This is a genomic window from Ectothiorhodospiraceae bacterium 2226 (assembly GCA_013348725.1).
Taxonomy (GTDB): domain Bacteria; phylum Pseudomonadota; class Gammaproteobacteria.
This window is the reverse complement of sequence record CP054689.1, coordinates 2174239-2197897: the sequence shown is the minus strand read 5'-3', so window position 1 is coordinate 2197897 and position 23659 is coordinate 2174239. Positions and strand designations below refer to the sequence as shown.

At 68.7% G+C, this 23659-nt stretch carries 28 protein-coding genes; 8 read left to right on the top strand and 20 right to left on the bottom strand.

Annotated elements, in window-relative coordinates:
• Window positions 1-151 precede the first annotated feature (151 nt).
• Window positions 152-2116, top strand: coding sequence for a dynamin family protein (locus tag HUS23_10670; GenBank protein ID QKT04239.1), 1965 nt, complete (start codon window positions 152-154; stop codon window positions 2114-2116).
• A gap of 306 nt (window positions 2117-2422) precedes the next feature.
• Window positions 2423-2881: a DUF4426 domain-containing protein gene (locus tag HUS23_10665; protein ID QKT04238.1), complete on the top strand. Its 459-nt coding sequence runs from the start codon at window positions 2423-2425 to the stop codon at window positions 2879-2881.
• Window positions 2882-2977: 96 nt separating this feature from the next.
• Here the strand turns inward: HUS23_10665 and HUS23_10660 are convergent, their stop codons facing one another.
• Genes HUS23_10660 through xth form a run of 3 tightly spaced genes read right to left on the bottom strand, consistent with a single transcriptional unit; the run spans window position 2978 to window position 5769 of the window.
• Complete coding sequence (locus HUS23_10660) at window positions 2978-3664, bottom strand: sulfite exporter TauE/SafE family protein (GenBank protein QKT04237.1); 687 nt, start codon at window positions 3662-3664, stop codon at window positions 2978-2980.
• 1 nt (window position 3665) lies between these two features.
• Window positions 3666-4994, bottom strand: coding sequence for an MFS transporter (locus HUS23_10655; GenBank protein QKT04236.1), 1329 nt, complete (start codon window positions 4992-4994; stop codon window positions 3666-3668).
• A gap of 1 nt (window position 4995) precedes the next feature.
• Window positions 4996-5769: an exodeoxyribonuclease III gene (gene xth, locus HUS23_10650; protein QKT04235.1), complete on the bottom strand. Its 774-nt coding sequence runs from the start codon at window positions 5767-5769 to the stop codon at window positions 4996-4998.
• Window positions 5770-5857: 88 nt separating this feature from the next.
• On the opposite strand from xth, the gene HUS23_10645 reads away from it, so the two are divergent.
• Window positions 5858-6253 carry a DoxX family protein gene (locus tag HUS23_10645; protein QKT04234.1) on the top strand — a complete coding sequence of 132 codons (396 nt, stop codon included), beginning with the start codon at window positions 5858-5860 and terminating at the stop codon, window positions 6251-6253.
• Between the two features lie 112 nt (window positions 6254-6365).
• Window positions 6366-7007 (top strand): orotate phosphoribosyltransferase, encoded by a 642-nt coding sequence (gene pyrE / locus HUS23_10640; protein QKT04233.1) that lies wholly within the window; start codon window positions 6366-6368, stop codon window positions 7005-7007.
• A 22-nt stretch (window positions 7008-7029) separates the two neighbouring features.
• On the opposite strand, the gene HUS23_10635 is transcribed toward pyrE, so the two are convergent.
• Window positions 7030-7782 (bottom strand): sulfite exporter TauE/SafE family protein, encoded by a 753-nt coding sequence (locus tag HUS23_10635; protein ID QKT04232.1) that lies wholly within the window; start codon window positions 7780-7782, stop codon window positions 7030-7032.
• 18 nt (window positions 7783-7800) lie between these two features.
• On the opposite strand from HUS23_10635, the gene HUS23_10630 reads away from it, so the two are divergent.
• Window positions 7801-8448, top strand: a complete 648-nt coding sequence (locus tag HUS23_10630; protein ID QKT04231.1) for a hypothetical protein — start codon at window positions 7801-7803, stop codon at window positions 8446-8448.
• Window positions 8449-8489: 41 nt separating this feature from the next.
• Here HUS23_10630 and argB read toward each other — a convergent pair whose 3' ends face one another.
• The 4 genes from argB to coaBC form a co-directional block, all read right to left on the bottom strand.
• Window positions 8490-9386 (bottom strand): acetylglutamate kinase, encoded by an 897-nt coding sequence (gene argB, locus HUS23_10625; protein QKT04230.1) that lies wholly within the window; start codon window positions 9384-9386, stop codon window positions 8490-8492.
• On the bottom strand, window positions 9383-10822 hold the full coding sequence (locus HUS23_10620) for a phosphomannomutase/phosphoglucomutase (GenBank protein QKT04229.1): 1440 nt from the start codon (window positions 10820-10822) through the stop codon (window positions 9383-9385). The genes argB and HUS23_10620 overlap by 4 nt, the downstream gene beginning before the upstream one ends.
• Window positions 10823-10832: 10 nt before the next feature.
• The gene (gene dut / locus HUS23_10615; GenBank protein QKT04228.1) at window positions 10833-11291 is read right to left on the bottom strand and encodes a dUTP diphosphatase; all 459 of its coding nucleotides are present in this window, start codon (window positions 11289-11291) and stop codon (window positions 10833-10835) included.
• 88 nt (window positions 11292-11379) lie between these two features.
• The gene (coaBC, locus tag HUS23_10610) at window positions 11380-12600 is read right to left on the bottom strand and encodes a bifunctional phosphopantothenoylcysteine decarboxylase/phosphopantothenate--cysteine ligase CoaBC (protein QKT04227.1); all 1221 of its coding nucleotides are present in this window, start codon (window positions 12598-12600) and stop codon (window positions 11380-11382) included.
• A 141-nt stretch (window positions 12601-12741) separates the two neighbouring features.
• Between coaBC and radC the strand changes: the two genes are divergently transcribed.
• From radC to rpmG, 3 genes are all read left to right on the top strand, one after another.
• On the top strand, window positions 12742-13416 hold the full coding sequence (radC, locus tag HUS23_10605) for a DNA repair protein RadC (protein ID QKT04226.1): 675 nt from the start codon (window positions 12742-12744) through the stop codon (window positions 13414-13416).
• A 118-nt stretch (window positions 13417-13534) separates the two neighbouring features.
• On the top strand, window positions 13535-13771 hold the full coding sequence (rpmB, locus tag HUS23_10600) for a 50S ribosomal protein L28 (GenBank protein ID QKT04225.1): 237 nt from the start codon (window positions 13535-13537) through the stop codon (window positions 13769-13771).
• Window positions 13772-13783: 12 nt separating this feature from the next.
• A complete protein-coding gene (gene rpmG / locus HUS23_10595) occupies window positions 13784-13939 on the top strand; it encodes a 50S ribosomal protein L33 (GenBank protein QKT04224.1) in 156 nt (51 codons plus the stop codon).
• A 79-nt stretch (window positions 13940-14018) separates the two neighbouring features.
• Here the strand turns inward: rpmG and HUS23_10590 are convergent, their stop codons facing one another.
• From HUS23_10590 to HUS23_10535, 12 genes are all read right to left on the bottom strand, one after another.
• A complete protein-coding gene (locus tag HUS23_10590) occupies window positions 14019-14567 on the bottom strand; it encodes a YaeQ family protein (GenBank protein ID QKT04223.1) in 549 nt (182 codons plus the stop codon).
• Window positions 14568-14678: 111 nt separating this feature from the next.
• The gene (locus tag HUS23_10585) at window positions 14679-15857 is read right to left on the bottom strand and encodes a transposase (GenBank protein ID QKT04222.1); all 1179 of its coding nucleotides are present in this window, start codon (window positions 15855-15857) and stop codon (window positions 14679-14681) included.
• An 80-nt stretch (window positions 15858-15937) separates the two neighbouring features.
• A complete protein-coding gene (locus tag HUS23_10580; GenBank protein ID QKT05046.1) occupies window positions 15938-17080 on the bottom strand; it encodes a 5-(carboxyamino)imidazole ribonucleotide synthase in 1143 nt (380 codons plus the stop codon).
• A gap of 8 nt (window positions 17081-17088) precedes the next feature.
• The gene (purE, locus tag HUS23_10575; protein QKT04221.1) at window positions 17089-17583 is read right to left on the bottom strand and encodes a 5-(carboxyamino)imidazole ribonucleotide mutase; all 495 of its coding nucleotides are present in this window, start codon (window positions 17581-17583) and stop codon (window positions 17089-17091) included.
• 205 nt (window positions 17584-17788) lie between these two features.
• Entirely contained in the window at window positions 17789-20110 is a 2322-nt protein-coding gene (locus tag HUS23_10570) for a VWA domain-containing protein (protein ID QKT04220.1), read from the bottom strand.
• A gap of 40 nt (window positions 20111-20150) precedes the next feature.
• Window positions 20151-20954 carry a CbbQ/NirQ/NorQ/GpvN family protein gene (locus HUS23_10565; protein QKT04219.1) on the bottom strand — a complete coding sequence of 268 codons (804 nt, stop codon included), beginning with the start codon at window positions 20952-20954 and terminating at the stop codon, window positions 20151-20153.
• 147 nt (window positions 20955-21101) lie between these two features.
• A complete protein-coding gene (locus tag HUS23_10560) occupies window positions 21102-21347 on the bottom strand; it encodes a histone H1 protein (protein QKT04218.1) in 246 nt (81 codons plus the stop codon).
• On the bottom strand, window positions 21344-21982 hold the full coding sequence (locus tag HUS23_10555; protein QKT04217.1) for an AAA family ATPase: 639 nt from the start codon (window positions 21980-21982) through the stop codon (window positions 21344-21346). The genes HUS23_10560 and HUS23_10555 overlap by 4 nt, the downstream gene beginning before the upstream one ends.
• A gap of 205 nt (window positions 21983-22187) precedes the next feature.
• Window positions 22188-22520 carry a 4a-hydroxytetrahydrobiopterin dehydratase gene (locus HUS23_10550; protein ID QKT04216.1) on the bottom strand — a complete coding sequence of 111 codons (333 nt, stop codon included), beginning with the start codon at window positions 22518-22520 and terminating at the stop codon, window positions 22188-22190.
• A complete protein-coding gene (locus HUS23_10545) occupies window positions 22453-22908 on the bottom strand; it encodes a bacterioferritin (protein QKT04215.1) in 456 nt (151 codons plus the stop codon). The genes HUS23_10550 and HUS23_10545 overlap by 68 nt, the downstream gene beginning before the upstream one ends.
• Before the next feature lie 12 nt (window positions 22909-22920).
• Window positions 22921-23262 carry a BMC domain-containing protein gene (locus HUS23_10540; protein QKT04214.1) on the bottom strand — a complete coding sequence of 114 codons (342 nt, stop codon included), beginning with the start codon at window positions 23260-23262 and terminating at the stop codon, window positions 22921-22923.
• 99 nt (window positions 23263-23361) lie between these two features.
• Window positions 23362-23655 (bottom strand): BMC domain-containing protein, encoded by a 294-nt coding sequence (locus tag HUS23_10535; protein QKT04213.1) that lies wholly within the window; start codon window positions 23653-23655, stop codon window positions 23362-23364.
• Window positions 23656-23659 lie beyond the last annotated feature (4 nt).

The window sequence follows — 23659 nt, the reverse complement described above, 5'->3', positions numbered from 1 at the left end:
CGCGCAGCATCGCGGCGGCGCCCGGTCAGTGTGACATGGGTCACATGCACCCGGCGTGCGCCTTGATAGCGTGACGAGACGAACATGCCGGTCCAGACCGGCACGACCATAACAAGAAGCGGCGCCATGCCGCGGATACCGGGGATCCCAAATGGGCACAGGGCGTTTCAGCGAACATATGCAGGCCTTCGGCCAGTGGAAGGCGCGCCTGATCGACACCATCACGGACTATCAGCGCTGGCTGGACGAGACCGGCCTGCGCGACCCCGAAGACGAGCTGCGGCTGTTCGAACTGCAGAGCAGCCTGCGCGTCGACCGTCTCACCGTGGCCTTCGTGGCCGAATTTGCGCGCGGCAAGACCGAGCTCATCAACGCCATCTTCTTCTCCGAATACGACCGCCGGCTGCTGCCCTCCGAGCCGGGACGCACCACCATGTGTCCGACCGAGCTGTTCTACGACAACGAGGCGAACGAGTCCTACGTGCGGCTGCTGCCGATCGAGACGCGTGCCGACGACAGCAGCATCACCGAGCACAAGCAGAACCCGGCCGACTGGTCCACCATTCGACTGGACACCGCCTCGCCCGACCTCATGGCCGAGGCCTTCCAGGAGGTGATCCGCACCAAGCGCGTGTCGGTCGAGGAAGCGCGGCGCCTCGGGTTGTTCACCGACGACCAGCTCGGGCGCAACGAAGCGCCGCCGGCGCAGGTGGAGATCCCCAAGTGGCGTCACGCGATGATCAGTTTTCCCCATCCCTTGCTCAAGCAGGGCCTGTCGATCCTGGACACTCCGGGGCTGAATGCCCTTGGCAGCGAGCCTGAGCTCACCCTCAACATGCTGCCGAACGCGCACGCCGTCGTGTTCGTGCTGGCGGCGGACACCGGCGTCACCAAGTCCGATCTGGAGATGTGGCGCAGCCACGTGCAGCGGCCGGACAACACCGACGGGCTGCTGGTGGTGCTCAACAAGGTCGACACCTTGTGGGACGAACTCAAGGAAGCCGGCGCGATCGCCGCCAGCGTCGAGAACCAGCGCGAACAGGCCGCGGCGCTGCTCGGCGTCGAGGCCCGTCGCATCTTCCCGGTGTCGGCGCAGAAAGGGCTGCTGGCCAAGATCCGGCACGACCAAGCGCTGCTGGCCAAGAGCAACGTGCTGGCGATCGAGCAGGTGTTCGTCGACCAGATCCTGGATCAAAAGCAGGAGCTGCTGCAGAAGCGCATCGGCGGCGAATTGGGGGTGATGATGGGCGCGGCCCGGCGTCTGCTGGCCTCCCGCCTGTCGGAGCAGCGCGCCCAGCGCGACGAACTGGCCTCGCTGGGCGGCAAGAACGAGCAGGTGATCCGCCACCTGATGACCAAGACGCGCGAGGAGCAGGTCGCCTACCATCGCAGCGTGGAGAGCTTCCAGATCAATAGGCGCATCTTCAGCCAGCAGGCCAAGCGCCTGCTGGCCATCCTGGATCTGGCCGAGCTGGACAAGCTCATGACCCAGACCCGCGAGCAGATGACCGACAGCTGGACCACCGGCGGCGTGAAGAGCGCCATGAAGAACTTCTTCGACGGCTCGATCGACACCATGTCGCAAGCGGTCCAGCAGGTGGACCAACTCAACAAGCTGATGCAGTCCATCTACCGGCGTTTCGAAGAGGCGCACGGGCTGAACGGCGCCAAGATCCCCCAGTTCAGCCTCAGCAAGTACAGGAAAGAGCTCGACCAGCTCTCGCGCGATGCCGAGGCCTTCCGCAAGAGCCCGGCCACCACCATGACGGAGCAGAGCTTCGTGGTGAAGAAGTTCTTCATTTCCCTCGTCAGCCACGTGCGCAACGTGTTCTTCCGTGCGCACACCGAGGCGGAGGCCTGGAGCCGCGCCGGCCTGGCGCCGCTGGTCGCCCTGATCAAGGAACGCAAGCGCCAGATGGAGAACCGTCTGGAAAACCTGCGCCGGATCAACGAGTCGCGAGACACCCTGCAGGGTCGGCTCGACGATCTGGAGCGCGAGTGCAACGCGCTGGAGCGCCAGCTCGGGACTATCGACGGCCTCCTTGGCAACATCAGCGACGCCCCGCGCGGCGGGTCCGAGGACCTTGGCACGCTGACGGCGCGCGCCGCACTGTAGCCCTCCCCTTCGCGTAGCGTTCCGCGCCGCAGGCGCGCCCCTTGTCCGTGACGAATGGCGGACAAGGGGCTTCCCGCCCGACCTCTCGACGCGCCCACGTGGCGCGCCTCAGCGCCACGCAACCTCGGCAACCTGCCGTCCCAGCGCATGTCTCCCCGACCACGCCGCGCTCGGCCTGCCACGCCTCGGCCGGCGCGGCGCCCGGCACGCCATGGCAACGCGTTCTCCGCCGCGCCTCTTCCGCCGTCCGATATGCAACGCTATAGTTGAGTTACAACGAGAAAAGGACCACCGAAGGAGGAGACCATGTGGCTAGCTAAAGCGCTGTTACCGCTTGCGTTCGTAGGACTGGTCCTCGCACCGCTCCAGGCCGCCGCTGCGGCCGACCGGAAACAGGTATTCGGCAACTACGTCGTGCACTACAACGCCCTGCTCACCGACATGCTGCAACCGGAGGTTGCACAGGCCAACAACATCACCCGCAGCCGTAACCGTGGCATGATCAACATCGCCGTGCTGCGCAACGGCGACAACCCGATGGGCACCGCGGTACCGGCCCGCGTCAGCGGTCAGGCCGTGAACCTCTCGGGGCAGCTGCGTACGCTGCGCATGCGCGAGGTGCGCGAGGGCGATGCGGTGTACTACATCGCGGTGTTCCCGGTGGCCGGCGAAGAGACGCTGGACTTCTCGCTGGAAATCACGCCGGAGGGCGCCAACGCGCAACCCTTCAACGTGCGTTTTCGCCAAACGTTGGTGGGTTACTGACCGGCAACACGCTCGACCCGGGCTGCGGCAACAGGCTTCTTTGACCTCACACCGGCGGCACAGGACGTGCCGCCGTTTTCCTCCTGAGGACCGACGTCAGCCGCCTCCCCCCACTGCCGTGTAGGCCGTATAGAGGCCGAGGGCCATCACCAGCAGGCCCGCGCCCGCCCGCACCGCGGGCCGCTGCACCCAGCGCGCCAGCACGCCGGCGAAGGCGCCCATGAGCAACAGGTTGGGCAAGGTGCCGAGCCCGAAGCTCAGCATCAGCAGGAAACCCTCCAGCGGCCCACCCGCGGCCAGCGCCCACACGAGCACGCTGTACACCAGCCCGCAGGGCAGCCAGCCCCACACCAGTCCCAGCCCCAGTGCCTGACGCGGGCGGCGCACAGGCAGGAAGCGTCGCCCCAGCGGCTCCAGCCGACGCCATACCACGCCGCCGGCGCGTTCCAGGCGCGCGAGCCCCTGCCACCAGCCGGCCAGGTACAATCCCAGCGCGACCATGAAGGCCGCCGCCATCAACAGCAGGACCCGCTGCGCCTCGTGCACGGCGAGCAGATTGGCCGCAAACCAACCCACCCCGCCGACCAACAGGCCCGCGAGCGCGTAGCTCGCAATGCGTCCACCGTTGTAGGCGAGCAGATAGGGCAGCATGCGCGAGGGACGCTCGCGGATCTCCGGCCCCAGCCCCAAGGTCAGCGCGCCGACGATGCCCCCGCACATACCCAGGCAATGGACGCCGCCGACGAGCCCCACCACAAAAGCGGCGAGATAGCCGGCCTCCACCTCAGGTCACCGCGCGCGCAGAGGGTGCCGGTTCGGCCGCGAGGGGCCGGGTCCGGTTCATCAGGAACAACGCCAACAGGATGGCCGGAATGCCGAGCGCGGCGGCGCCCGTGAAGAACACCGCATAGCCGTAGGCGTCCACCGCGGCGCCGGAGAAGCCGCCGACGAAGCGGCCCGGGAGGTTCATCAAAGCGGTGAACAGGGCGTACTGGGTGGCGGTGTAAGCGGGGCTGGTCAGGCTGGACAGGTAGGCGATGAACGCGGTCACGGCGTAACCCGCGGCCAGGTTATCGGCGCTGACCGCCAGGATAAGCAGCGCCATGTCGCGCTCCTGGATGGCCATATACGCGAACACCAGGTTCGTGAGCGCCACCAGGACCGCGCCGACCAGCAAGGTACGCATCACCCCGAAGCGCAGCACGGCCAGGCCCCCGATGAGCGCGCCGGCAATGGTCATCCACAGGCCCCAGACCTTGCTGACCGTGGCGATCTCGTTGCGGTCGAAGCCCAGGTCGTAATAGAACACCATGGCCATCACGCCCATCACGATGTCCGACAGGCGAAACACCGCGACGAACAGCAGGATCACCAGCGCCAGGACGCCGAAGCGGCTGAAGAAGTCGCGGAACGGCCCCAGCACCGCATAGCGCCCCCAGTCGCGCCAGTCGCGCAGCGGGCGCGGCGTGGGCACCTCCGGTTCACGGATCAGCAGCACCGTCACCACGCCGACCAGCATGCACAGCGCCATGGCGACGTAGGCAAAACCCCAGGACACGTGCGACAGGTACAGCGCGCCGGCGCCGGCCATCATCATGGCCATGCGGTAGCCGAAGGTGTAGGCGGCGGCCATGGCGCCCTGCACGCGCGTCGGCGCGGCCTCGATACGGTAGGCGTCGATGGCGATGTCCTGGGTCGCCGAGCCGAAGGCCACCAGCGCGGCAAAGCCGGCGATGAGCGGCAGGTACCCGAGCGGTCCATAGAGGGCGAGGCCGATCAGCCCGCCCATGATGGCGAGCTGCGCCACCAGCATCCAGCTGCGCCGACGCCCCAGCAGCCGCGTGAGCAGCGGCAGGCGCAGGCGATCCACCACGGGCGCCCACACGAAGTTGAGCGAATAGGCCAGCATGATCCAGCTGAAAAAACCGATCGCCGTGCGCGTGATGCCGACGTCGGCGAGCAGCAGCGAGAGCGTGCCGCCGACCAGCAGCAGCGGGAGTCCGGCCGAGAAGCCGAGAAACAACATCCCGAGGACGCGGGGATGCCGATACGCCCTCAGCGCCTCGCGCCACGTGGGGTGCGCGCGCTCGGCCGGTGCGGGGGCTGTGTTCATGTCAGAGTTCGCGGTCGTAGTCGATGGTGAGCGGGGCGTGATCCGAGAAGCGCTGGTCCTTATAGATCGCCGCCCTCTGCACCTTGTCGGCCAGCCCCGGGGTGATCACCTGGTAGTCGATGCGCCACCCCACGTTCTTGGCCCAAGCCTGCCCGCGATTGGACCACCAAGTGTATTGCTCGGCTTCCTGGTTCACGACGCGGAAGGCGTCCACCAACCCCACCGCGCCGAACACCTGATCCATCCAGGCGCGTTCCTCGGGCAGAAAGCCGGAGTTCTTCTGATTGCCGCGCCAGTTCTTGAGGTCGATCTGCTTGTGGGCGATGTTCCAATCGCCGCACACCAGCCACTCGCGCCCGCTGGCGCGCATCTCGCGCAGGCGCGGCAGGAAGCGCTCCATGAAATCGAACTTGCGCGCCTGACGCTCGGGGCCCGAGGAGCCCGAGTGCAGGTACAGCGAGACCACGCTGAGGTCGCCGAAGTCGGCCTGCAGGTAGCGGCCCTCACAGTCGACGTCCGGCCAGCCGAGGCCGGTCACGACCCGGTCGGGCGTGCGACGGCAATACAGCGCCACGCCGCTGTAGCCCTTTTTCTCGGCGTCGAAGAAGTAGCCGGTGTAGCCGTCGGGATGGAACACCACCGGATCGAGCTGGTGCTCCTGGCTCTTGGTCTCCTGCAGACAGATGACGTCCGCGTCCTGGGCCAGCATCCACTCGAAGAAGCCCTTGCGAGCGGCGGAGCGAATGCCGTTGACGTTCAATGTGATTATGCGCATGGTGCTGGGCAGGATAATGGATCACCCGCCAAAAGGCATCCGCGGCCGGGGGAGCGAGTTCACAACACCACGAAGGAGAACACGCAGCATGAACTACGTGACGGATGATGACGTCGGTAAACTGATCCTGCGCCTCGTGCTGGGTATCCTGGTGCTCATGCACGGCATCGCCAAGCTGGTCGGCGGCGTCGGCAGTATCGCCGGCATGCTGCAAGGTATCGGCCTGCCGGGTGCGTTGGCCTACCTGGTGTTCATCGGCGAGGTGGTGGCCCCGATCATGGTCATCCTCGGTTACTACGCGCGCATCGGCGCGGGGCTGATCTTTATCAACATGATCGTCGCCATTCTGCTGGCCCATCCCGCCGAATTGCTCGCACTGACCCCGCACGGTGGCTGGGCCTTGGAGCTGCAGGGCATGTTCCTGTTCACCGCCCTGGCGCTGGTGTTCATGCGTCCGGGGCGCTTCAGCCTAAACGGTCGTTAACGCCACGCGGCGGCCGGGCGGCCATGGCCCCCGGCCGCCGCCCCGATTACAATGCCGCCTGCTGCCACGAGCGGGCGCCCGCCGGCGCCGGCGCATCCGAGCGGAGCCATCCATGCAAGACTATCAGCGAGAGTTCCTCAGCTTTGCCATCGAGCGCGGCGTGCTGCGCTTTGGCGAGTTCACCCTCAAGTCGGGGCGCCGCAGCCCCTACTTCTTCAACAGCGGCCTGTTCAACAGCGGCGAGAGCCTGGCGCGCCTCGGCCGCTACTACGCCGCCGCGCTGGTCGAGGCCGGGGTCGAGTTCGACATGCTGTTCGGGCCCGCATACAAGGGCATTCCGTTGGTGGCGGCCGTCAGCATCGCGCTGGCCGACCAGCACGGCCGCGACCTGCCCTACGCCTTCAACCGCAAGGAGGCCAAGGATCACGGTGAGGGCGGTACGGTGGTCGGCGCACCGCTTGCGGGCCGGGTGCTGATCGTCGACGACGTGATCTCGGCCGGTACCTCGGTGCGCGAATCGGTGGCGCTGATCCGCGCCGCGGGCGCGACGCCCGCGGGCGTGGCCATCTCGCTCGATCGTCAGGAGCGCGGCCAGGGCGACGTGTCCGCCATCGAGGAGATCGAGCGCGGCGAGCGCATGCCGGTGATCTCCATCATCAAGCTCGAGCACGTACTCGCCTACCTCACCGAGCAGGGCGACATGCCGGACGCGCTGGCGCGCATTCGCGCCTATCGGGAGCGCTACGGGGTCTAGTTGCAGAGCCTCCGGTGGCGCGTCAGGCGCCGGCGATCAGCTTCAGCCCGACAGCGACGGTGACTACCTCGAACACCCGCTTGATGAGGCGATTGCCCTTGATAATCGCCAGATGGGCGCCGAGGTAGCCCCCCAGCAGTGAACCGAGCAGCAGCGCCGGCAACCAGCTCCAGCGGATCTCGCCCAGCACGCCGAGAGTAAGCGCGCCGGCGCCGTTCCAGAACACGCCGACCAGCACCAGCGTGTACGCCACCGCGTGGCGATAGTCCATGCCGAACCAGCGCACCAGCCACAGGGTGACAAACAGGCCGGTGCCCGAGGTGAGCGAACCGTTGAGCACCCCGATACCGAGCAAGGCGGCGCCGCCGAGCAGATAGCCGCGGCGGTCGCGGTTCACCGGACGGTGCTGCTCACCGAGCCCGGGGCTCAACCAGGAGTACAGGCCCAGCGCCAGCGTCAACACGCCGAGTGCCAGCGTCGCGCCGCGCTCCGGAACCTGTAGAATGACGCCCGCCCCCAGCACCACCCCCGGGAGCCCGGCGGCCAACATGAAGAGCGCGAAGGGTGCGCGCAGCGAGCCTTCCCTCAAGTGACGCGCGGTGGCGCCGATACCTAAAGCGACACTGGCGACCTTGTGGGTCGCGAGCGCGACGCCGAACGGCAAGCCGAGAAAAATGAGTGCCGGCAACTGCAGCAGCCCTGCGCCACCGCCCGCCAAGGCGGACAAGGCGTTGGCCGCAAAGGACACGAAAAACAGAATGAGCTGCTCGAGCATCCAACCGTCCGATCGCCAATGATGAAGAGTCCGCGCGCCGCTACCTTATCCCGCCCGATGCTGGCCTCCGCGTGCGCAGGCGTGCTTGCGCTGCTCGGCAGCGCCGTCGCCCAGGCCGCGAACATCCACTGCTGGACTACCCGCGAAGGCGTCTGGCAGTGTGCCGACCGCCTTCCGCCCGAGGCGGCGCAGGAGCGCGCCGACGTGCGCAACCGCCGCGGGGTGGTGGTGGATGTGCGCGAGGGTGCCAAGACGCCCGAGCAGATCGAGCAGGAGTCGCGCAAGGCGACGCAGCGCGAGATCGAGCGCCGCCAGCGCCAGGAGCAGGCCGCCTACGACCGCATGCTGCTCGCCACTTACGTCGACGAGGGGGACCTCGAGCGCGCGCGTGAGCGCAACCTCGCGGCGGCCGACGGCGCCGTTGCGCTGCTCGAGCGCAACCTCGCCACGCTACAGACCCAGCGCGAGGCGCTGCAGGTGCGCCATGCCGACAGCCGCGGCGCGACCGCCGAGGGGCTGGAGCGCGATATCACGGCGCTGGAGCGTCAGATCGCCACCACCGAGCGCCAGCTCGGCGCCCGGCGGGACGAACGCGACGCGTTGGCCCGCCGCTTCGAGGCCGATCTGGCACGCTTTCGCACCTTGCGCACGGCAACGCCGCGCTAGCCGAGTCGATTGCCCGAGCCCGCTGCGCTCCCGGAACTTCCCTAGCGCGGACGGATCAGCGTCCCGACACCCTCGTCGGTGAACACCTCCAACAGCACGGCGTGCACCACCCGCCCGTCGATGATGTGCGCCGAGCCCACCCCGCCCTTCACCGCCTCCAGGGCGCAGCGGATCTTGGGCAGCATGCCGCCGTGGATGGTGCCGTCGGCGATCAGCGCGTCGACCTGCGGCGCGTCGAGCCCGGTCAGCAGCTCGTCCGCCTTGTCGAGCAGCCCGGGGGTATTGGTCAGCAGGATGAGCTTCTCGGCCTCCAAGCGCTCGGCGAGGCGGCCGGCGACCAAGTCCGCATTGATGTTGTAGGTCTGCCCGTCGGCGCCGACGCCGATGGGGGCAATGACCGGGATGAAGCCGCTGCGCATCACCATGTCGACCACCTGCGGGTCGATGGATTCCACGTCGCCGACGTGGCCGAGGTCGATGATCTCCGGCTCCGCCAGGCTCGGGTCGTCGCGCTGCAGCGTCAGCTGACGCGCGCGGATGAGGTCCCCGTCCTTGCCCGACAGCCCCACCGCCCGCCCACCCTGGCGATTGATCAGGCTCACGATCTCCTTGTTCACCAGCCCGCCGAGCACCATCTCCACCACGTCCATGGTCTCGCGGTCGGTGACCCGCATGCCCTGCACGAAGCGGCTCTCCTTGCCGATGCGCTCCAGCAGCTTGCCGATCTGCGGCCCGCCGCCGTGCACCACCACGGGGTTCATGCCGACCAGCTTCATCAACACCACGTCGCGCGCGAAGCCCTGTTTCAGGGTCTCGTCAACCATGGCGTTGCCGCCGTACTTGATGACCAGGGTCTTGCCGCTGAAGCGCTGGATATAGGGCAGCGCTTCGGTCAGGACATGCGCGGCATTCATCGCCGCGCTCGATTCGAGCGTCATAGCGCCTCGTCCTCCTCCGTCAAAACAGGCCACGCGAGCGTCGGCAGCACCGGGGCGACCCACGCCTTGAACTGCTGCTGCACCCGCGCCAGCGCCGCGGCGTCGCGGCCCTCGAAGCGCAGCGTCAGGCACGGCAGGGTGTTGGACGCGCGCAGCAAGGCGAAGCCCTCGGCGTAGTCCACCCGCACGCCGTCGAGCGTCGTGAGGTCGCCCTCCGACGGCGGCGGTGCCAGCACCAGGCGCGCCATCCACGCGCGCCCCTGCCCCTCCGGCAGCGGCACGCGCAGCTCGGGGGTCGCCGCCCGCTGCGGCAACCACTCGAACGCGGCCAGGGGCGTCGGCGCACGGCTCACGATCTCCAGCAGGCGCGCGGCGGCGTAGAGGGCGTCGTCGAAGCCGTACCAACGGTCGGCCAGGAACAGGTGGCCGCTCAGCTCCCCGGCCAGCACGGCGCCGGTCTCCTGCAGCTTCGCCTTGAGCAGGGAATGCCCCGAGCGCCACATCAGCGCGCGGCCGCCCCAGCCTCGCACCGCCGGCGCGATGTCCCCGCTCGACTTGACGTCGTAGATCACCTGGCCGCCCGGGTGGCGCGCTAGGATATCACGCGCCAGCACCAGCAGCTGATGATCGGGCCAGCGTATCTTCCCGGCGCTGTCCACCACGTTGAGCCGATCCGCATCGCCATCGAGGGCGAGCCCGAGGTCGGCGCGCCGCGCGGTGACGGCCGCGACGAGTTCGCGCAGGTTCTCCGGCTGGCTGGGATCCGGCGCGTGGCCGGGAAAGCGTCCGTCCACGGTGCAGTTCAGGGGGTAGACCTCGCAACCCAGGGCGCGCAGCAGGTCGGGCGCCACCCACGCGCCCGCGCCATGACCGCAGTCGAGTACCACGCGTAGCGGCCGGGCGAGCTGCACGTCGGCGCATACGCGCGCGATGTAGTCGGGGATCGGGGTGCATCCGAGGCGGACATCCGGCGACGCGGCGGGCGGCGCGCTCGCCGCCGACTCCGCTGCCAAGTCCGCGGCCAGCGCCCGCGCGCGCAGGCCCTGGATCGCGTCCTCGGCGAGGGTGACGCCCTGCAGCATCACCTTGAGCCCGTTGTACTCGGGCGGATTGTGGCTGCCCGTGACCATCATGCCGCTGCCATCGGCATAGGCGTGCGCCGCGAAATACAGCACCGGTGTCGGCACCTGCCCCGCGTCCAGCACCTCCACGCCCGCCCCCGCCGCGCCGCGCGCCAGCGCCTCGGCCAACGCGGCGCTGGACAGCCGGCCATCGCGCCCGAGCACCAGGCGCACCACCCCACGCGAGCGCGCCTCCTCCGCCACCGCGCGACCGAGTCGTTCGAAGGTGGCCTCGCTGAGCTCACTGCCGACGATGCCGCGGATGTCGTAGGCGCGGAAGATTCCCGGCGGCAGGTCGTCCTCGGGCAGGCCCATGGCGTCGCGCTCAGCGGTGTCCCGAGTGTCCGAAGCCGCCGCCACCGCGCGCGCTCTCTTCGAAGCTCTCCACCACCTCCAACTCGGCCTGCACCACCGGCACGAACACCAGCTGCGCAATCCGGTCCCCGGGCTCCACTACGAACGGCTCAGCGCCTCGGTTCCATAGCGAGGCGTAGACCTGGCCCTGATAGTCGGAATCGATCAGCCCGACGAGGTTGCCCAGCACGATGCCGTGTTTGTGTCCGAGCCCCGAGCGGGGCAGCAGCACCGCGGCCAGGGCGGCATCGTCGATGTGCAGCGCGAAGCCCAGCGGAATCAGCTGTGTCTCCCCGGGCTGCAGCGTCAGGGGCTGTTCGAGGCAGGCGCGCACGTCCATGCCGGCCGAGCCTTCGGTGGCGTGGGTGGGCAGCGGAATCTCGCGCCCCAGGCGCGGGTCGAGCAGGCGAGCTTTAATGCGGTGGTGCATGCGGATGTGTCCTTCTGCAGATGGGTACAGCAAGCGGGGACGAGGGCTGCGCGAGCTCAAGGGTCCGGTTATCGAAGCGAGGTGGACGCTAGGGCCGTGCCGCACCGACCGCCGCCGCGTAGCGCTCGCCCACCAGTTCGATGAGCCGCCGCGCCAGGGTGAGTTTGTCGGCCTCGCCCAAATCGCGGTCGCCGCCCGGCCACAGCACCAGCAGCGCGTTGTGGGCCACATCGAAGCCTAGACCTGCCCCGACGCGGTTGGCGGCGATCATATCCAGCCCCTTGGCGCGCAGCTTGCTGGCGGCGTGGCCGGTGAGATCGTCGGTCTCGGCCGCGAACCCGACCGTAAACGGCCGTGGATCGCGCGCGGCCACCTCGGCCAGGATATCCGGATTGCGCACCAGTTCCAGGGTGAGGGTCTCGCCCTGCTTCTTAATCTTATGCTCGGCAGGCGTCGCGGCGCGGTAGTCGGCCACCGCCGCGGCGCCGATGAAGATGTCGCAGGCCGCCACCTGCGCGCGCACCGCCGCCGCCATTTCGGCGGCCGATTCCACCCGCAGACACTCCACCCCCGCCGGCGCCGCCAACGTCACCGGCCCGCTGATCAGGGTCACTTCGGCGCCCGCCTCGCGCGCGGCGCGCGCCACGGCATAACCCATGCGCCCCGAGCTGCGGTTGGTGAGGTAGCGCACCGGATCCAGCGGCTCTCGCGTGGGGCCCGCCGTGATCAGCACGCGCCGCCCGCCGAGCGGGCCCGCCGGCGCCAATCGGGCGGCGATCGCCTCGGCCAGGGCCAGCGGCTCCAGCATGCGGCCCGCGCCCACTTCCCCGCAGGCCTGTTCGCCCTCCGCCGGCCCGAGCAAGGTCACGCCGCGCGCGGCCAGGGCGGCCGCGTTGGCCTGCGTGGCCGGATGGGCCCACATCTGGCGGTTCATCGCCGGGGCGAGCACTAGCGGCGCGGCGCTGGCCAAGCACAGCGTGGTGAGCAGGTCGTTCGCGTGACCGTGCGCCAGGCGCGCCATGAGGTCGGCGGTGGCGGGCGCGATCAACACGAGCTCGGCCCAGCGCGCCAGCTCGATGTGGCCCATGGCCGCCTCGCTCTCGGCGCTCAGCAGCGCTTGGTGTACCGCGCGCCCGCTGACTGCCTGCAGCGTCAGCGGCGTAATGAAGGCGGTAGCGGCCTCGGTCATCACCACGCGCACGTCGGCGCCGCGCTCGCGCAGCCGGCGGACGAGATCGGGGGCCTTATAGGCCGCGATGCCGCCGCCGACCCCGAGCAGGACGCGCCGCTGAGTAAGGTCGGTATACATGCGCTAAGTTTCCGGCCCGCCGGGCATCATGGCAAGGGCGGCATCCGCCAAACTGCTGTCGACACGGCCCTACAGACAAATGCGGCACCGCCCTACACGGGCACGCTTGCGCCGCGAGGGCGCCCCCTCTAGCGTGCTGCCATGCGCATCACCGACTGGCCGGCGGCCGAACGACCACGCGAGAAGCTGCTGAAGGACGGCCCCGGCGCCCTGTCGGACGCCGAGCTATTGGCCATCTTTCTGCGTGTGGGCACCCGGGGCCAGACCGCGGTCGACCTCGCCCGGGGTCTGCTCGCCCGCTTCGGTTCCCTGCGCGCCCTGCTCGATGCGCCGCTCGACGCCTTCTGTGCCTGCCCCGGCCTCGGCGACGCCAAGTACGCCCAGCTGCAGGCGGTGCTCGAGATGGCGCGCCGCCACCTCATGGAGGGCCTGGCGCGCGGCGAGGCCCTCACCGACCCCGGCAACGCCCGCACCTACCTACGCGCCCGCCTGCGCGGCTTCCAGCACGAGGTGTTCACCTGTTTGTTCCTGGACAACCGTCATCGGGTGATCCGCTGCGAGGAGCTGTTCACCGGCACCATCGACGGCGCCAGCGTGCACCCGCGCGAGGTGGTGAAACGGGCGCTCGCGCTGAACGCGGCGGCCGTGATCCTGGCGCACAATCACCCCTCCGGCGTGGCCGAGCCGAGCCGCGCCGACATCGCCATCACGCAACGCCTGCGCGAGGCGCTCGGTCTGGTGGACATCCGCGTGCTCGACCACTTCATCGTGGGCGACCTGGAGACGGTTTCCCTGGCCGAACGCGGCCTGATGTGACGCAGCCGGCAGCGGCGACCCAAACTAGCCCTTGAACAGAGCATCGCCGCTCCACTACAATGTCGCGTTCTTGTCCGTGGCCAGGCCGCGGCGACCGGTATTCCGTGGAGATTGGGCGATGTCGAAGGTATGTCAAATCACGGGCAAGGGCCCGATGTCTGGAAACAACGTCTCGCACGCGCACAACAAGACGCGTCGGCGCTTTCTGCCCAACCTGCAGACGCACCGCTTCTGGGTTGAGAGCGAGAACCGCTGGGTGAAGCTGCGCATCAGCACCAAGGGCATGCGCATGATCGACAAGCTGGGTATCGACCAGATTCTGGCCGACCTGCGCGCCCGCGGCGAGAAGGTATAAAGGAGCTCCGTCATGCGTGACAAGATCAAGTTGGTTTCCAGCGCCGGTACGGGCCACTTCTACACCACGACCAAGAACAAGCGCACCATGCCGGAAAAGATGGAGATCAAGAAGTTCGATCCCGTCGTGCGCAAGCATGTGATGTACAAGGAAGCCAAGATCAAGTAATCAGCCGCGGCACTCGCGCGCTGAATAAAGCCCGGCTCCGGCCGGGCTTTTTATTGGGGCGCGGGTCTGCGCAGCGTGCTCAGTCTGCTCTGCGTTGGCCGCGCAGCCACTCGAGCGGCACCTCGTGCTGGCCGCGCGCGTCGGTCACGAACAAGCTGTTCTCGCTGATCATCACCCCCCAGCGCAGGTTGCGCGGGAGGTCCCGCGCCAGATCGGCCAGCGCGTCCGCCTCCACCGCGGCGACGGCGAGGTTCGACACGCCCTCCAGCAGCGGGAGGGTGCGCGAGGCCCATACGCGCACATTGCCGTAGGCGAGCAGGGACAAGCGCTCGGCCCGGCGCGCGCTGCGCACCAGCCGCTCGGCATCGGGCTGCCCCACTTCGATCCCGTGCAGCAACCGCCCGTCGAGGCCGACGTGCACCAGAGCAGGTTCGGTATTGTCGGAAAGGTCGCGCCCGAAGGCGAGCTGCGGCTCGTACCACAGCGCATAGGCGAGGATGCGCACCACCAGCCGCTCGACGGTCTCGGACGGGTGACGCGCGAGCGTGAAGCGCGGCGCCTCGAACACGCCGCGGTCGAGGTCGCTCAGGTCGAGTTCGACCTTGTAGGTGGTCGCGGAGAGTGCCATCAGGCCGTGCCCGTCCTCGACGTACCGCGCCGGGGCTGCGCACGCGGCTGCGGGATCGCCTGTCTGTGGCCAAAAAAAACGCAGGCGGCGCAGCCCGCGCTCCGGTACCGGTTACGACGCCGCCAGGGTGCCGACTTGCGTCGCGCAATGGGCGCGCAGTGTCTGCGCAAACTCCTGCAGGGCACGGACACCACTGCGCTCGGCCTCGCGGCACCACGCGAGCAGGTCGTTCAAACGCTGCTCCTGCGTGCGGGCCGACTGGCGCCAGATCCCTTGCAACTGCTCCTTATAGCGGTACACCGCCTCCAGCCGCGGGCTGTCCGCCAGCGCCGCCGCCAAGCGCGCGCGCCGACGCTCGTCCAGCAGGGTCTCGTCGCGCACCAGTAGGCGGCGCGCCCGGCGCAGCAGGCTGCGCCGACGCGGGTCGGCCACCTCGCGCAGCTCATCGCGGTGCACCCGCGCCACCACATGGCGGGCATACTGCGCCATCAACTGGAAGCGGTTGGCGAGCAGCGCCTGCGCGGCTTGGGCGGCGTGCAGGGGCGCCGGCTTGGGCGCCACCTTCTTGACCCGCGCGAGGCCGACCGTCTCGAGCAGCCGGATGTACATCCAGCCGATATCGAACTCGTACCACTTGGAGCTGAGCTTGGCCGAGCTGGCGTAGGTGTGATGGTTGTTGTGCAGCTCCTCGCCGCCGATCAGGATGCCCCAGGGGAAGATGTTGCGCGAGGCGTCCGGGCACTCGTAGTTGCGGTAGCCGAAGTAGTGGCCCACCCCGTTGATCACGCCGGCGGCCCAGAACGGGATCCACACCATCTGCACCAGCCAGATGAGCAGGCCGACCGCGCCGAAGAGAACCACATTCACGGCGAGCATCAGCAGAATGCCGAGGGCGGGGTGCGCGCCGTACACACGGCGCTCCAGCCAGTCATCGGGCGTACCGCGACCGTACTTCTCCAGCGTCTCGCGGTTCTGGGCCTCACGCCGATACAGGAGCGCGCCGCCGAACAGCACGCGCCAGATACCCGCCACCTGTGGGCTGTGCGGATCCTCCGGCCCCTCGCAGCGGGCGTGATGCTTGCGGTGCACCGCCGCCCACTCCTTGGTGACCATCCCGGTGGTCAGCCACAACCAGAAGCGAAACGCGTGCGCCACGACCGGGTGCAGGTCCAGCGCGCGATGCGCCTGGTGGCGGTGCAGGTAGACGGTGACGGATACGATGGTGAGGTGCGTCAGCGCCAGCGCGACGGCGACATACCCCCAAGTGGACAGTTCGAGCAGACCGTGCAAACGAGGCCTCCTAGTGAGGAATTACAAGGCAGGCGCGGTAGCCGCCAGTCCGGCCGAACCGCTGCGCCAAAAGTATCAGTTTAGTCAGTCCAGCGACCACCTTTGAGGGCCTGTTGCGTGCGGTCGGCGAGCGCGATGGCGTCGGCGAGTTGCGGCCCCAGGCAGTTGTAGTGCCCCATCTTGCGGCCGGGGCGCGCGGCGCCTTTGCCATAGAGGTGAAGCTTGATCCGGTTGTGACGCAGCAGCGCGCCCCAATCCGGCTCCCCTTCCGACCACGAATCGCCCAGCAGGTTCACCATCACCGTCGGCGTGTGCAGTTCGGTGGGGGCGAGCGGCAGGCCGCACAGCGCCCGCACCTGCTGCTCGAACTGGCTGCTGAGGCAGGCGTCGCCGGTGAAGTGTCCGCTGTTGTGCGGCCGGGGCGCGATCTCGTTGACCACCAGACGCCCCTGCGGCAGCAGAAAGAACTCCACCGCCATCACGCCGCAGTAGTCGAGGGCCTCGGCGATGGCCTGCGCCATGTGCAGCGCCTGATCGGCCACCGCCGGCTCCACCCGGGCCGGACATAGACTGCGGTCGAGGATGCCGTGCCGGTGCTGGTTCTCCACCACCGGAAACGCGGCCACGGCGCCGTCCGCCCCGCGCGCCAGCACCACCGACAGTTCGGCCTCCAGATCCAGGAAACGCTCCAGCACGCAGGTCTGACGGCCCATCGCCTCGAAGGCCTGGGCCACCTCGCGCGCGTCCGCCACCCGCGCCTGCCCCTTGCCGTCGTAGCCGAAGCGGCTGACCTTCAGCACCCCGGCGCCACCGACCTGGGCAAAGGCCGCCTCGGCCTGGCTCGCCTGTTCGACGACCGCGAACGGCGGGGTGGGAAACCCGCGCGAGGCCAGGAAGGTCTTCTCCTGCAGCCGGTCCTGCACCAGCGCGAGCGCCTGCGGCCCGGGACGCACCAGCGAATGATCGGCCAGGTAGGCGAGGCTGTCGGCGGGGACGTTCTCGAACTCCACCGTCACCGCGGCGCAGATCTCGCCCATGCGCGCCAGCGCGCCGGCATCGCGGTAATCGGCGCACAGGTGCTCGCTGGCCAGCGCCCCCGCCGGGCTGTCGGGATCGGGATCGAGCACCACCACGTGGTAGCCCATGGTGCGGGCCGCCACCGTGAACATGCGCCCGAGCTGGCCGCCGCCCAGCACGCCCAGGGTCGAGCCGGGGAGGATCATGGGCGCGGTCATGGCGGGTCGGGCAGGCGCGTGTCTAGCACGGCCTGCTCCTGTTCCGCGCGGAAGCTCTGCAGGCGCTCGGCGAGCGCGGCGTCCTCGCGCGCCAGCATCGCCGCGGCGAACAGGCCCGCGTTGGCCGCACCGGCCTCGCCGATCGCAAAGGTCGCGACCGGCACGCCCTTGGGCATCTGCACGATGGACAGCAGCGAATCGAGGCCCTTCAGATTGCGCGAGGTCACCGGCACGCCGAGCACCGGCACCAGCGTCTTGGCCGCCAGCATCCCCGGCAGGTGGGCTGCCCCGCCCGCACCGGCGATGATGCACTTGAGCCCGCGCTCGGCGGCCGTCTCGGCGTAGGAGAACAAGAGATCGGGGGTGCGGTGCGCGGATACCACGCGCGCCTCGTACGCCACGCCCAGGTTCTTGAGCTGCTCGACGGCGTGCTGCATCACCGGCCAGTCGCTTTGACTACCCATTATGACGCCGACTAGGGGTTTCGCCATCGGGAAATGCTCCTAAAACGCAATAAGCTGGCCCAAGAATCGCATTCCGGCGCGCAAAACGGAAGCCTGGGCGCCCTCGAGTCGGAACCCACGGCGCACGCTGGTGCGGAGCGTGGAAACTGCCACACAAGAAGGGGGTTTCCGCCATGCTCGACGGACGCGATTATGGACTGAGATCCGCAGGAGGGCTTGATTCGGAGTATCCCTAGCGCGTCAGTCCGGCATAGAGCATGGGCAGCTTCTCCGGCAGCCGCGCCACGTGGTCCAGCACCATGAAGTGGCGGGCGCCGAAGATGCGCTCGACATACTCGTCGGCGCGCGGGTCGAGACTCATGCAGAAGGTGTACACCCCGTGCTTGGCCACCTCCTCCACCGCGCGCTTGGCGTCAAATCGCAGGTACTGCGGATCGCGCACATCATTGTCCGCCGGTTCTCCGTCGGTGACGATGAGCAGCAGCTTCTTGTTGGTCGGCTGGCGGCGCAGCACCGTGCCCGCATGGCGGATCGCGGTCCCCATGCGGGTGGACAGCTGCCCGGTCATGCCGGCGAGGCGCGCCTTGGCCTTGTCGTCATACGGGACATCGAAGTCCTTGAAGCGGAAATACTCGACGTCGTGGCGCCCGTTGGAGTCGAAGCCGTGGATGGCGAAGGGATCGCCGATGCGGTCGAGCGCGTCGGCGAGCAGCGCGGTCGCCTCGCGCGCGAGATCCAGCACCGTGGTGTCGGTCCCCGCCACCGTCTCGTTGGTGGACTCGGACAGGTCGATCAACACCAGCACCGACAGATCGCGCACCTTGCGCAGGTTGCGGATGTACACCCGCGGGTCGGGTTGATGGCCCATGCGCACGTCGACCATCGCCTGCACCAGCGCATTGACGTCGAGCTCGTCGCCCTCGGGCTGCTTGCGCAGGCGCTGCACACCCTGCGGCTGCATCGCCTCGATCAGATACTTCAGGCGGCCGATGAGCGGCTTGTGCTTGTCCGCGATGGCCTCGATGACGCCCACGTCGCCGCTGGGCGGGCGCTTCTCGAGCACGGTGCACCAGTGCGGGCGCTCGAGCTGCATCTGATAATCCCACTCGTGGTAGTGAGCGGGCAGCGCGAGCGGGGGCTTGCCCTCCTGTTCGTTGATGCTGGTGTCCTCGGAATCGCGGAAGAACTCCGTGGACAGCACCCAAATCTCCTCCGCGTCGTCGCCCGCGTAGGGCACGTCGAGGGTGTTCAACATCTCCGTGAGCGTCACGTAGCGCCGCTGCTGGCGCCCGAGGCCGAGCTGCACGCGCTCGAACTCCTCGGTCTGGGCGCCGTACTCCCAGACATAACGGTTGTCGTCGCGATACGCGATGTCGGGATACTCGCGCTCGGCATTGAACCCGCCGCTGACCGGAAAGGCGTCGGCCAGCTCGTGGCCGAGCTCCCAGCTCACGGTATTGCTCTCCAGGTCCGCGTCCCGGGCCGCGAAGGCCGCGCGCGCCTGCGCCACGAAGGGATGCGGATCGGCATAGTCGCCATCCAGCAAGGCGCGCGCGGTGCGCGCCAGCAGGACCGCCGGGGCCTCGCCATCGTCGGGCGAGGCGCGGTGCAGCGGCTGCCAGATCTGTCGCAGCCCGGGAAACTTACGCAGCGCGAGCGCCTCCACGCGCGCGTCCTCGAGCAACTCCACCAACGCGCGCACCACACCGCTCGGCTTCTCGCCGGGCATGTTGGCGACCGTGTACACCATGTGCGCCGCGGCGTGCGCCGCCGCCGCGCGATACAGATGCTGTCCGCCGATGTCCTCGATGTCGTCGTAGGCATCGGGCAGGTGCATCAGAAAGCCCTCGATATAGGGCCGGTACCCCTCGCGCGACTCGAAGTCGCCGCTGGTGGGCTTCATGTAGAAATCGCGGGCCCACAGCGCGCGCAGGTAGATATTGATGCGCCGCTGCACGTCCACGAACAGCGTGCCGCGCCGCTCCTTCTGCAGCACCGCCTCCGCCTCGGGTGTGGCCAGGCTGAAGTAGGCGACCTGCGCCTCGAAGTCGAGCTTGTGTGCGTGCGCGCCCCACATCGCCCAGCGGCGCAGGCCGCCGAGCGTGAGGTAGCCGAGCAGCGTATCGAGGCGCTCGAGCATGGGACGCACGCCGCGCGGGGCCTGCGCGAGCAGCGTGTCGAGCAGGCGCAGGTAACCGCGGAAGAGCTCAAGGTCCGCCAGGCGGCGGGCGGCGGTGGAGCTGGTGCCGACGACCAGCGCGATGACCGCCGCGCTGGTCTTGGAGTACATGCGGATGGTGGCGTTCAGCAGCTCGCCGACGGCGTCCTCGCCGATCTCACGCGCGACCTCGGGGGCCTCTTCGATGAAGGCGATGACGATATCCGACCCGCGGCCCAGCGAATGCAGGCCGCGCGCGCCTTCGAGGTAGTAGGTCTTGAGCCCGTACGGCGAGAAGACGCGCGTGGCCTCGTGCCAGGCGCCGCGCAGCACGTCGGCCGCGTGTTCCCCCAGGTCCTCGAGGATCTCGCTGTAGTCTTCGAGATGAATGCTCATGGCCGGGCCACGCAGACACCGCGTGCGCGGTGTCCCGCGTTCAGAAGAAGGTGGTGACCGCCGCGTCCAGCGCGTCGCGCATGTCGGGGTCGTCGGTGATCGGACGCACCAGCGCCATACGGCACGCGCCGAGCGGGTCCACACCCTTGGAGATCAGCGAGCCGGCATACACCAGCATGCGCGTGGAGATGCCCTCGTCCAGGCCGTGCCCCTTCAGGTTGCGCGCGCGCTCGGCCACGCTCACCAACTTGCCGGCGACGTCGGTGCTCACGCCGCTCTCGTGGGCCACGATCTCGGCTTCGAGGCCGTGCTCCGGATAGTCGAAGTCCAACGCGCCGAAGCGCTGCTTGGTGGACTGCTTGAGATCCTTCATCAGGCTCTGATAGCCGGGGTTGTAGGAGATGACGACCTGGAAGTCCTCGTGGGCGTGGATCAACTCGCCCTTCTTCTCCAGCGGCAGCACGCGCCGATTGTCGGTCAGCGGATGGATGACGACCGTGGTGTCCTGACGCGCCTCGACCACCTCGTCGAGGTAACAGATCGCACCATAGCGCGCCGCGAGCGCCAGCGGACCGTCCTGCCAGCGCGTCCCGGAGGCGTCGAGCAGAAAGCGCCCGACCAGATCCGATGCCGTCATGTCCTCATTGCACGCCACGGTGATCAGCGGCTTGCGCAGACGCCAGGCCATATACTCCACGAAGCGCGTCTTGCCGCAGCCCGTGGGGCCTTTCAGCATCATGGGCATGCGCACCGAGTAAGCGGCCTCATACAGCGCCACCTCGTCGGCTACTGGCCGGTAGTACGGCTCCTCCGTGATCTCGTAGTCGCGGATCGCGTCGTGCATCTCGTCTCTCCGTCAAACGGGTAGTGCGCACCGAGCAGGCGGCGCCGCCGCCTGTCGTTGAGTGTTGCGTCGATCGGCGCCGGCTAGGCGCACACCGGGCGCTGAGCCTTGGCGCACCGGGCATGCAGTCCTAGGCGCGCCGGGCGTTCAGTCAGGCCAAACGCGCTTGGGGTACAGGTTCGCCCAGGGGTCGTCCAGGTTCGGCTCGGGCATTTGCGCGTCCTCGCGCTCCTCGCCCCGTTTGCCCTGGCGCCGGGGCGCGGCCGGCTTGCTGTCGGCCTTTCGCGGCGCCTCGGCCTTACCTGCATCCTTCCCTGCGCTCGGCTTGGTATCGTCCTGGTCCTGCTTGGCCTGACGCACACCGGCCGCGAGTTTGTCGTGCAGCTTGCTCATGCTCGTACCGCCTCCTCGATAAGGGCGTCGATCTCGGCCGCCGCGGCCTCGCCGCGCTTGCCGTACTCGTACACCGAACTGCCTTCCAACGCCGTATTGCGGTACACCGCGCGGCGTTGCAACTTGCTCTCCAGAGCGGGGATATCGAACTCCGCCAATGCCTGCTCCATGGCACGCGACAGCGCGTTCCGCATCTCCACCTGGTTGACTACAAGATAGGCCGCCAGACGATCGTTCTCCGTGCGCGCCTGGTCGAGGGCCTTGGCCATGCGCACGCTGCCCCAGAGATCCATGGGAGAGGGCAGCACCGGAATCAGCACCAGATCAGCGGCGCCCATCGCCGCCTGCGCCGCGCCGGATTCCAGCGTGGGCGGACAGTCGACCACCACGTAGCGGTAGTCGTCGCGAAACCGCGCGACCTCACGTCCCAGCGGCCCGGCCACCGCCACCACCGAGGCGGGATAGGGCTTCGACTCGCTCGACAGGCGCGCCCACTGCGTCGCAGAGCCCTGCGGGTCAGCGTCGACCACCAGGGTGCGCCCCCGGCGCGAGAGCCCGGCGGCGAGATTCATGCTTAGGGTGGTCTTGCCCGTCCCACCCTTTTGATTGACGACGGCGATTACACGCGATGCCACGGCTGCTCCTTCGGACGTCTGCGCGTCCTTGTCGGCTGAGGAAGCTCCATCGGGCTTCCCGGCAGAGGAATGTGCCGCCTGTTTCGACGGCTGCTCGGCCGCTAGCGGCGCGAAGGAGGCGGACACCCTGCCTCACCTTCCCGCCATCGAGGGCCTCGCGCGGAGGCCCGCGAAGCGCCGAGCGGCTCCGCCGCAGCATATCCCATCACGCCATGTCCTGGTACAACGCGTCCACCGCCGCGGCGAAGCGCACGTCCGCCTCGCCCAGGGCCGAACCGTCGCGCGCATTGATCGTGACGTTCACGTGCGTGGTACCGAACCCGAGGTTCGGGTAGTAATCTTCGGCCTCGGACAGGTCGGCCAGCCGGTCGAGAAAGTCGCGCGTCGCGCGGTAGGCCGGAAAGTCGAACCGCCGGTTCAGCGCGGGGGCATTGCCCCGCGATTCGTCCCAGCCTGCGGGTATCGCCACATCAGCCACCGCTGCCGCTCCTTGCGCCCTGCCCCAGCTTGGCCATCTGCGCCTCGATCTCGCGCACATGGCCGAGCTCGTCGCGCAGGATCTCGCTGAACAGGCGCTCATCGTCGTGCGCACGCACGCGCGCGCAATAGGCCGCCGCCTCGTCGTAAAGGCGTACCGCGTCCAACTCCAACTGCCGGTTCAGTTCCAGCAGCTGCGCCAGCGAACGCCCCAGGCGCACCGGCGCAAGTTGGGTGGCGTTGGGCGTGATGCCGTAAACCAGCATGCGCTCCATCAGCCGCTCGGCGTGGCCGGTCTCTTCCTGCACGTCCTGGCGCAGCGCGGCGCTGACGTCGCCCAGCCCCCACGCGGCGGTGAGCTTGGCCTGCATCAGGTACTGCTGCAGCGCGCCGAACTCATGGCTGAGGGCGCGGGTGAGGAATCCGATGATGCGCGGATCGCCCGACATGCGTCGCCCCGGTTAGCTCGCCGCCGCTACACGGCCATCGCGGCCGTCGGCGTCGGTCCCCGTCGGGTCGGTCGGCAGGATCGCCTCGACCTCCTGGTGCACACGCGCAATGATATGCGCCGCCACCAGGCCGTCACCCACACGCTCGCAGGCATCGGCACCGGCACGCACCGCGGCGTTCACGGCACCGGTCTCACCGCGCACCAGCACGGTCACATAGCCGCCGCCCACGAACTGACGGCCGATCAGCCGCACCTCGGAGGCCTTGGTCATCGCGTCCGCCGCCTCGATCGCGGGCACCAGACCACGCGTCTCGATCATGCCGAGCGCCACACCAAATCGTTCGTTCGCCATCGTCGTATCCTCGTTAACTGACCAGCGGCGTCCTGCGCGAACCGGAACCCGAACCGCTCCGGCAGGGCGCACCTGCCGGAGGGATTGCGGGGTCGAGCGCTAGGGAGCCTCCGGTAGGATGTTCTCCACCTCGGAGTGCACACGCGCGATGATGTGCGCGGCCACCAAGCCGTCGCCCACACGCTCGCAGGCGTCCGCACCGGCACGCACCGCGGCGTTCACCGCACCCGTCTCGCCACGCACCAGCACCGTCACGTAACCGCCGCCCACGAACTGGCGGCCGATCAGCCGCACTTCGGAAGCCTTGGTCATCGCATCGGCCGCCTCGATCGCGGGCACCAGGCCACGCGTCTCGATCATGCCCAGCGCTACGCCATAACGCTCGTTTGCCATTGTC